The sequence below is a fragment of the Desulfolutivibrio sp. genome (assembly GCF_036584575.1).
Classification (GTDB): Bacteria; Desulfobacterota; Desulfovibrionia; order Desulfovibrionales; family Desulfovibrionaceae; genus Desulfolutivibrio.
On the sequence record NZ_JAZHDB010000015.1, the window covers coordinates 1 to 7,984 of the forward strand.

Consider the following 7,984-nt stretch of genomic DNA (forward strand, 5'->3'; position numbering starts at 1 on the left):
TGTTGACATGCGGCTTGTTGCGTTCGAATTTCGCCTTGCCCATGGTTTCCCCCTGGAGTTCTTTATGGTCTTGATGCGTGCGGCGTTTCGCCGGAAAATGTGTGGAGCCCACGACCGGATTCGAACCGGTGACCTCTTCCTTACCAAGGAAGTGCTCTGCCGACTGAGCTACGTGGGCCTGTCAATCATGCTGTATACAGGCAGGGAAATGTGGAGCGGGAAACGGGACTCGAACCCGCAACCCTCAGCTTGGAAGGCTGATGCTCTAGCCAATTGAGCTATTCCCGCGATATGTCACCTGTAGTCCAGGCGACAGGATTCCCTGTCTCCTACAGCACTTTTCGCATATGGTGGAGGGGGGAGGATTTGAACCTCCGAAGGCTGACGCCGACAGATTTACAGTCTGTTCCCTTTGGCCACTCGGGAACCCCTCCGCGTCTGGAGCTGGCGATGGGACTTGAACCCGCAACCTGCTGATTACAAATCAGCTGCTCTACCAATTGAGCTACGCCAGCGGCCCAAGAGAAAGCCAGTTAGCGTATGGTGGGGCTTTTGTCAATGTTTTGTTCGCCTTTCCGTGGCCGCCCTGCTCCCACAGGCGGCAAGAGGGGATACCTAGACGAATTCTCCATTGATGGGAAGCACTTTTTTCATCCCCCGGACATTTTCTTTCTCCGCCCTCCCGGACAGGCCGCGCCACGTTGCCCGAAATCGCCATCCGCCCTATACTGCGCTTGCCATTTTACGTTTCGGCGCTATTTACCCTATCGGCCAGCCCCGCTTTGCCTGGCGCGCCGACCAACCTCCATCCCCCTGAGAATCCCGTGAAACAAATGGAAAAACACCAAAAATTCTCCATCTGGTATGTCATCATCGCCATTTGGGGCGTTTTTATGCTCAACAATCTCATCGTCTCCTCCTATGGCCCCAAAAACCTGGCCTACAGCGACTTCCTCACCGCCCTGCGAAACGGGGAGATCGTGGACGTGGCCGTCACCGGGGACATCATTTCCGGGACCATGAAGACCACGGAGCAAGGCGAGCCCAAGGACGCCCCCTTCGTCACCCGCCGCGTGGACCCCAGCCTGTCCGACGAACTCACCAAGCACAACGTGACCTTCCGAGCCCAGCCCGAAAGCACGTTTCTGCGCGACCTCATGTCCTGGGTGCTGCCCATCCTGCTCTTTTTCGGCATCTGGTATTTCATGATGCAGCGCATGAATCCCGGCGGCGGGGTCATGGCCTTTGGCCGCAACAAGGCCAAGGTCTTCGCCGAAAAGGACATCGAGACCCGGTTTGCCGACGTGGCCGGATGCGACGAGGCCAAAGACGAGCTCAAAGAAATCATCGACTACCTCAAAGAACCCGAGCGCTTCCAGATTCTGGGCGGCCGCATGCCCAAGGGCGTCTTGCTGATCGGCCCTCCGGGCACGGGCAAGACCCTTTTGGCCCGGGCCGTGGCCGGGGAGGCGGCGGCGCCCTTTTTCTCCATCTCCGGCTCGGAATTCGTGGAGATGTTCGTGGGCGTGGGCGCGGCGCGGGTGCGCGAGCTCTTCACCCAGGCCCGGGAAAAGGCCCCGTGCATCATCTTCATCGACGAGCTCGACGCCATCGGCAAGGCCCGGGGCATGGCCGTAATGGGCGGCCACGACGAACGCGAACAGACCCTAAACCAGCTTTTGGTGGAGATGGACGGCTTCGACCCCCGGGTGGGGGTGATCATCATGGCCGCCACCAACCGGCCCGAGACCCTGGACCCGGCGCTTCTGAGGGCCGGGCGCTTCGACCGCCAGGTGCTGGTGGACAAGCCCGACGTGGCCGGACGCCTGGCCATCCTTGAGGTCCACGCCAAAAACGTCAAACTCGGCCCGGATGCGGATCTGGCCACCATCGCCAAAAAGACCCCGGGGTTTTCCGGCGCGGACCTGGCCAACGCCATAAACGAGGCCGCCCTTCTGGCCGCGCGGCACGGCAAGCAGGCCGTGGAGATGGCCGACCTGGACGAGGCCGTGGACCGCATCGTGGGGGGCCTGGAAAAAAAGAACCGGGTCATCAACCCCAAGGAAAAAGAGATCGTGGCCTTTCACGAAACAGGCCACGCCCTGGTGGCCCGCTATACCCCCGGGGCGGACAAGGTGCACAAGATCTCCATCGTGCCCCGGGGCATCGGGGCCCTGGGCTACACCCAGCAGTTGCCCACCGAGGACCGCTACCTCATGACCAAGGCCGAGCTTGTGGGCCGCATCGACGTGCTCCTGGGCGGCCGGGCGGCCGAGGCCTTGGTGTTCGGCGACGTGTCCACGGGCGCCCACAACGACCTGCAACGGGCCACGGACATCGCCCGGGCCATGGTCAGCGAATACGGCATGGGCACGACCCTGGGACCGGCCACCTTCCCGCGCCAGAACCGCCCCATGTTCCTGTCCCCGGAGCAGGCCCCCCTGGCCGGGCGGGAATACAGCGAGGCCACGGCCGCCCTCCTGGACGACGAGATCAAGGGCATCCTCATGGAACGCATGGACCATGTTTCGGATCTTCTGGCCGCCAGACGCCCGGACCTGGAGCGCGTGGCCCGCAAGCTCCTGGACCAGGAGGTTCTAGACGACGTCCAGTTCGAGGCCCTTTTGGACGCCGCCCCAGCCCCCGGACCTGCCGCGTGAGCTTCACCGCGCGCCTTTTGTCCTGGTATTCGGCCAATAGCCGCCCCCTGCCCTGGCGGGAGAACCCCACCCCCTACCGGGTGCTGGTCTCCGAGGTCATGTTGCAGCAGACCCAGGCCTCCCGGGCCGCCGTCTATTTCCAGCGGTTCGTGGCCCGCTTCCCGGATTTCCCCTCACTGGCCGCCGCCGATCCCGACCAGGTGCTGAAATTGTGGGAGGGCCTGGGCTACTACTGCCGGGCCAGGAACCTTCAGGCTACGGCGAAGATCATCGCCGGACGCGGCGCCTTCCCGGACACCCTGGAGGACATCGCCGCCCTGCCCGGGGTCGGCCCCTACACCGCCGGGGCCGTGGCCGCCCTGGCCCTGGGTCTGGACCATGCCGCCGTGGACGCCAACGTGGAGCGGGTGCTGTCCCGCACCCACGACATCGACGCCCCCATCAAGGAACGCCAGGGCCGGGAACGGGTCCGGGAGCTGGCCGCCGCCCTGCTCCCCCCGGGCCGGGCCGGAGACTTCTTCCAGGCCCTCATGGAGCTTGGAGAGGTGGTCTGCCGACCCAAAAACCCGGCCTGCGGCCTGTGTCCCGTGGCCGACCTGTGCCAGGCCAGGCATCTGGACATCGTGGCCGAACGCCCGGTGCGCACCAAGGGCAAATCCATCGAGCTGATCACCGTGGCCACGGCGGTCTTTCGCTGCCAGGGCCTTTTTTTCATCCAGCGTCGGCGTCCCGGCGGGGCCTGGGGCAACCTGTGGGAATTCCCCGGCGGCCGGGTGGAGGCGGGCGAGGCCCCCGAGGATGCCGCCGTGCGGGAGCTTTCCGAGGAAACGGGGTTTTCGGCCCGCGTCGAGGCCCCCCTGGGGGTCATCCGGCACGGCTACACCACCTACCGGGTGACGCTGCACTGCTATCTGCTGGCCCCGGCCGACCCCGCCCTCCCGGGGATGCCCTCCCCGGTTCTGACCGCCGCCGTGGAATCGCGCTGGGCCAGCCTGGCCGACCTGGACGGCCTGGCCTTCCCCGCCGGGCACCGCAAGCTGATCGATTCCCTGCGAGCGGATTTGCGCTTTTTCTGATTCCATGATCTGAAGCGCACTATGAAGGGCGTGTTCCCGGTTTCTTTCCGCCCCACCGCGAGGGCTTAAGGCCATGAATCCCTTCCGCCATTCCCTGGGCGTCAAGATCGCCACAGCCGTTTTCGTGTCCGCCATCGTGGTCTATGCCGGGATCGTGGCCGTGGACGTCAACTGGTTTCGCGACAACCTGCTCGTGGAACTGAAAAACGCCTCGGCCTTCAGCGCGGAGCTTTTGCAGATGGCCGTCGAGGAACCCATGAGAAAGGGGGATGACGAGGCCACCCGCCGCCAGTTCGAGTCCCTGGCCCCCTATGGCCGCGTCTCCCTGTACATGACCGATCAAAAAGGCGAGATCACCTATTCCAACCGGGAAGCCGCCCTGCGTAAAAACATCAATGAGGTAGTCCCCGACGCCTCCTTCGCGGCCATGCTCGGGCAGAGCCTGGCCAGCCCCGGGGAGCGCAGCGACATCCTGCATATCGGAGGAGAGCCCTATTTCACCGAGGTCAAAACCGTCTCCAACGCCCCCTCCTGCCACCATTGCCATGGCGCGGCCCGGCCCATCCTGGGAACCGTGGTCATGCTGCAAAACGTCAGGGACCAGCACGAACGCCTCAAACAGTTCCATTTCAAACGCACGGTGGTGCTCTTTCTGGGGCTCGCCGCCCTGTTGGCCGTGGTCATGGCCTACATCCACCGGGCCTTCATCACCCGGGTGGCCGACATCACCCGCAAAACCGGCGAGGTCACGGCCGGGAACCTGGACATGCGCTTCGACGTGGGCGGCAGCGACGAGATATCCCGATTGTGCCACCACTTAAACGCCATGGTCGCCGGGCGAAAGCGGGCCGAGGCCAAGCTGGCCGACCTCAACCACGGCCTTGAGGAGCTGGTGCGCCAGCGCACCCGGGATCTAGCCCAAAAGGCCGCCGAGCTCGAAGAGGCCAACCGCAGGCTGCGCGAACGCGAACGCCTGAAGACCGTGTTTTTGTCCACGGTATCCCACGAATTCAAGACCCCGCTGACCGCCGTGTTGGGGTTCGCCAAACTCATCGCCCGGCGCTTTGCCCGGGACATCCTGCCCCAGGCCCTGGGCCGCACGGACGACTTCGGCCGCTCGGCCGCCCAGATCGCCGCCAATCTGCCGGTCATGGTCCAGGAGGCCGACCGGCTGTCGGATCTCGTCGAAAAGGTCATCGACCTGTCCGACCTGGAATCGGGCAGCGCGGTCTTCGACATGGCCCCCATGGATCTGTGCGCCGCCGTCGAGACGGCCATGGAGACGGTGCGCCGACAGGCCGCCGACAAGGGGCTGGCCCTGTCCTTTGAGCGCGGCCAGTGTCCCTGCCCGGTCATCGGCGACGCCCGGCGTCTGGCTGCGGCCCTGGCCCATCTTCTGCAAAACGCCGTGGCCTTCACCACGTCGGGCGGCGTGACCTGCCGGGTGCGGCCCACGGCCGACGGCGCGGCCGTGGACGTGATCGACACCGGCCGGGGCATCGCCCCCGACGACCAGAAGGCCATCTTCGAAACCTTCCGCCAACTCGGCGACCATCTGACGGACAAGCCCGGCGGCACGGGCCTGGGGCTGGCCATCGCCCGGGCCGTGGCCCGGGCCCACAGCGGGCAGGTCACGGTGCAAAGCGTCCCCGGCCAGGGCAGCACCTTCACCCTGACCATGGCCAACCCGCCGCGTTCCTGACTTGACCGCAGGCCCGCCAGGCATTAAGGCGCTTGTCTTAGATCATCATTTCAGACCACGAGCCATCCATGACCTCCGATCTGACAAAACTCCGCATCGAGAAAAGCGGCCCCGCCGCACCCGGCGCGCGCGGCCGCAGGCGCACACGCCGCGTGATCCTGGCCCTGGCCGCGATCCTGGCCCTGGCGGCGGCCTACGTCTTTTTCCCCAGCTCCCACACGGTGGAGGCGGGCAAGGCGGCCATGACCTATCCCTCCCGGGCGCTCACCCTGCTGTCGGCCAGCGGCTACGTGGTGGCCGACCGCAAGGCCTCGCTGGCCACCAAGGCCACGGCGCGGCTGGTGTGGATCGGGGTGGAGGAGGGAAGCACCGTGAAGCGGGGCGACATCGTGGCCAGGCTTGAAAACGATGACGTGACCGCCGCTCTGGACCAGACCGCCGCGCAACTGGAAAACGCCGGGCACCGCATTGCCGAGGCCAGGGCCGAACTGACCGACGCCGAATTGCACCACGGCCGCATGTCCCGACTGGTGAATAACGGCTACGTGGCCAAATCCGAACACGACTCGTCCAAGGCCCGCAAAGACAAAGCCAAAGCCGCCCTGGACCAGGCCGAGGCCGAACTGGCGGCCCGGACGGCGGCCGTGGCCGAGGCCCGGGCCAATCTGGAATACACCCTGGTCCGAACCCCCTTCGACGCCGTGATCCTGACCAAGAACGCCGATGTGGGCGACATCATCTCCCCGCTTGGGGCCTCGGCCAACGCCAAGGCCGCCGTGGTCACCATCGCCGACCTCTCCTCGCTCCAGGTGGAGGTGGACGTGTCCGAATCCAACCTGTCCAAGGTCAAATCCGGGGCCCCCTGCGAAATCATCCTGGACGCCTTCCCCGACGAACGCTTTCCCGGCTACGTGCATATGATCGTGCCCACGGCGGATCGCACCAAGGCCACGGTCATGGTCAAGATCCGCTTCGCGGCCCTCGATCCCCGGGTCATGCCCGAGATGAGCGCCAAGGCGGCCTTCCTGGAACGCCCCCTGGCCCCGGGAGAGAAGATTCCCCGGCTGGCCGTTCCGGCCAGGGCGCTGGCCAAACGCGGCGGTCGCGACATCGTCTTTCGCATCGAGGACGGCCACGCCAAAGAAATTCCCGTGACCCCCGGCGCCCCCCTTGGCGACATGGTGGAGATCACGGGAGGGATATCCCCGGGCGACCGGCTGGTGCTGTCGCCCCCGGCGGCGCTTGCCACCGGCGACGCCATCACCATCCAGGAAGGATAGGCGCGGCATGGACACCCCGCTCATCCGCATCCGCGACCTCTGCAAGTCCTACACCCGGGGCGACCAATCCATCCCCGTGCTTTCGGGCATCACCTTCGACATCGCCGCCGGAGAATTTCTGGCCCTGATCGGGCCCTCGGGCTCGGGCAAGTCCACGCTTTTAAACCTCATCGCAGGCATCGACACCGCCGACTCGGGCCAAATCCTGATGGGCGACACGGACATCGTCACCCTGTCCGAAGGCGAGTTGGCCGACTGGCGTAGCGGCCATGTGGGATTCATCTTCCAGTTCTACAACCTCATCCCGGTGCTCACGGCCCTGGAAAACGTGGAGTTGCCCCTGCTTTTGACCACTCTCTCCCGGCATGAACGCCGGGAGCACGCCGCCCATGCCCTAGAGGCCGTCAACCTGGCCGACCGCATGGACCACCGCCCCAACCAACTCTCGGGCGGCCAGCAGCAACGCGTGGCCATCGCTCGGGCCATCGTGGCCGACCCGGACATCATCGTGGCCGACGAACCCACCGGCGACCTGGACCGGGTTTCCGCCCAGGACATCCTGCACCTCATGAACCGCCTGAACACCGAACTGGGCAAGACCATCATCATGGTCACCCACGACCAGCGGGCCGCCGACGCCGCCCACCTCGTGCGCAGCCTGGACAAGGGCGTGCTCCATGTTTCTGATTAGGCTGGTCGTTAAAAACGCCTTCCGCCACACCCTGCGCTCCTTTCTGACCATTCTCGGCATCACCGTGGCCCTTTTGGCCTTCGGACTTCTGCGCACGGTCATGGACGCCTGGCACATCGGGGTCGAGGCCTCGTCAGCCACCCGTCTCGTGACCCGCAACGCCGTCTCGCTCATCGTCCCCCTGCCCCTATCCTACCGGGAACGCATCCGGGGCGTGCCCGGCATCACCCACGTCTCCTACGGCAACTGGTTCGGCGGCATCTACATCGACGAAAAAAACTTCTTCGCCAACTTCGTGGTGGAACCCGAATCCTACCTGGCCCTGTACCCGGAAATCCTCATCCAACCCGGCCAGAAAAACGACTTCCTGCGCGACCGCAAGGGAGCCATCGTCGGCCGCAAGCTGGCCGAACGCTTCAACTGGAAACTCGGCGACACCATCACCCTCAAGGGGACCATCTATCCCGGGCAGTGGGAAATGGTCATCCGGGGCATCTACGACGGCGCCCGGCCCGACACCGACCTGTCCACCCTGCTCTTCCATTTCAGCTACGTGGACGAGACCATGAAAAAAA

Annotated in this window: 6 protein-coding genes and 4 tRNA genes; 6 read left to right on the plus strand and 4 right to left on the minus strand. The window is 65.2% G+C overall.

Annotated elements, in window-relative coordinates:
- Positions 1-102: 102 nt before the first annotated feature.
- The 4 genes from V3572_RS01170 to V3572_RS01185 all read right to left on the minus strand — a co-directional run bounded on the left by V3572_RS01170 (position 103) and on the right by V3572_RS01185 (position 515).
- Positions 103-178: transfer RNA gene (locus V3572_RS01170), tRNA-Thr, on the minus strand.
- A 33-nt stretch (positions 179-211) separates the two neighbouring features.
- Positions 212-288 (minus strand) — tRNA-Gly (locus tag V3572_RS01175).
- A gap of 60 nt (positions 289-348) precedes the next feature.
- A tRNA-Tyr gene (locus tag V3572_RS01180) sits at positions 349-434 on the minus strand.
- A 5-nt stretch (positions 435-439) separates the two neighbouring features.
- Positions 440-515: transfer RNA gene (locus V3572_RS01185), tRNA-Thr, on the minus strand.
- A gap of 318 nt (positions 516-833) precedes the next feature.
- Between V3572_RS01185 and ftsH the strand changes: the two genes are divergently transcribed.
- From ftsH to V3572_RS01215, 6 genes are all read left to right on the plus strand, one after another.
- Complete coding sequence (ftsH, locus tag V3572_RS01190) at positions 834-2,660, plus strand: ATP-dependent zinc metalloprotease FtsH (RefSeq protein WP_332109146.1); 1,827 nt, start codon at positions 834-836, stop codon at positions 2,658-2,660.
- On the plus strand, positions 2,657-3,736 hold the full coding sequence (locus V3572_RS01195; protein WP_332109141.1) for an A/G-specific adenine glycosylase: 1,080 nt from the start codon (positions 2,657-2,659) through the stop codon (positions 3,734-3,736). The genes ftsH and V3572_RS01195 overlap by 4 nt, the downstream gene beginning before the upstream one ends.
- A gap of 73 nt (positions 3,737-3,809) precedes the next feature.
- Positions 3,810-5,438 (plus strand): HAMP domain-containing sensor histidine kinase, encoded by a 1,629-nt coding sequence (locus V3572_RS01200; RefSeq protein WP_332109142.1) that lies wholly within the window; start codon positions 3,810-3,812, stop codon positions 5,436-5,438.
- Positions 5,439-5,506: 68 nt separating this feature from the next.
- Complete coding sequence (locus tag V3572_RS01205; protein WP_332109143.1) at positions 5,507-6,718, plus strand: efflux RND transporter periplasmic adaptor subunit; 1,212 nt, start codon at positions 5,507-5,509, stop codon at positions 6,716-6,718.
- A gap of 7 nt (positions 6,719-6,725) precedes the next feature.
- Positions 6,726-7,409, plus strand: a complete 684-nt coding sequence (locus V3572_RS01210) for an ABC transporter ATP-binding protein (protein WP_332109144.1) — start codon at positions 6,726-6,728, stop codon at positions 7,407-7,409.
- On the plus strand, positions 7,396-7,984 hold a 589-nt coding region (locus V3572_RS01215; protein ID WP_332109145.1), incomplete at its 3' end, for an ABC transporter permease. The genes V3572_RS01210 and V3572_RS01215, both read left to right, overlap by 14 nt.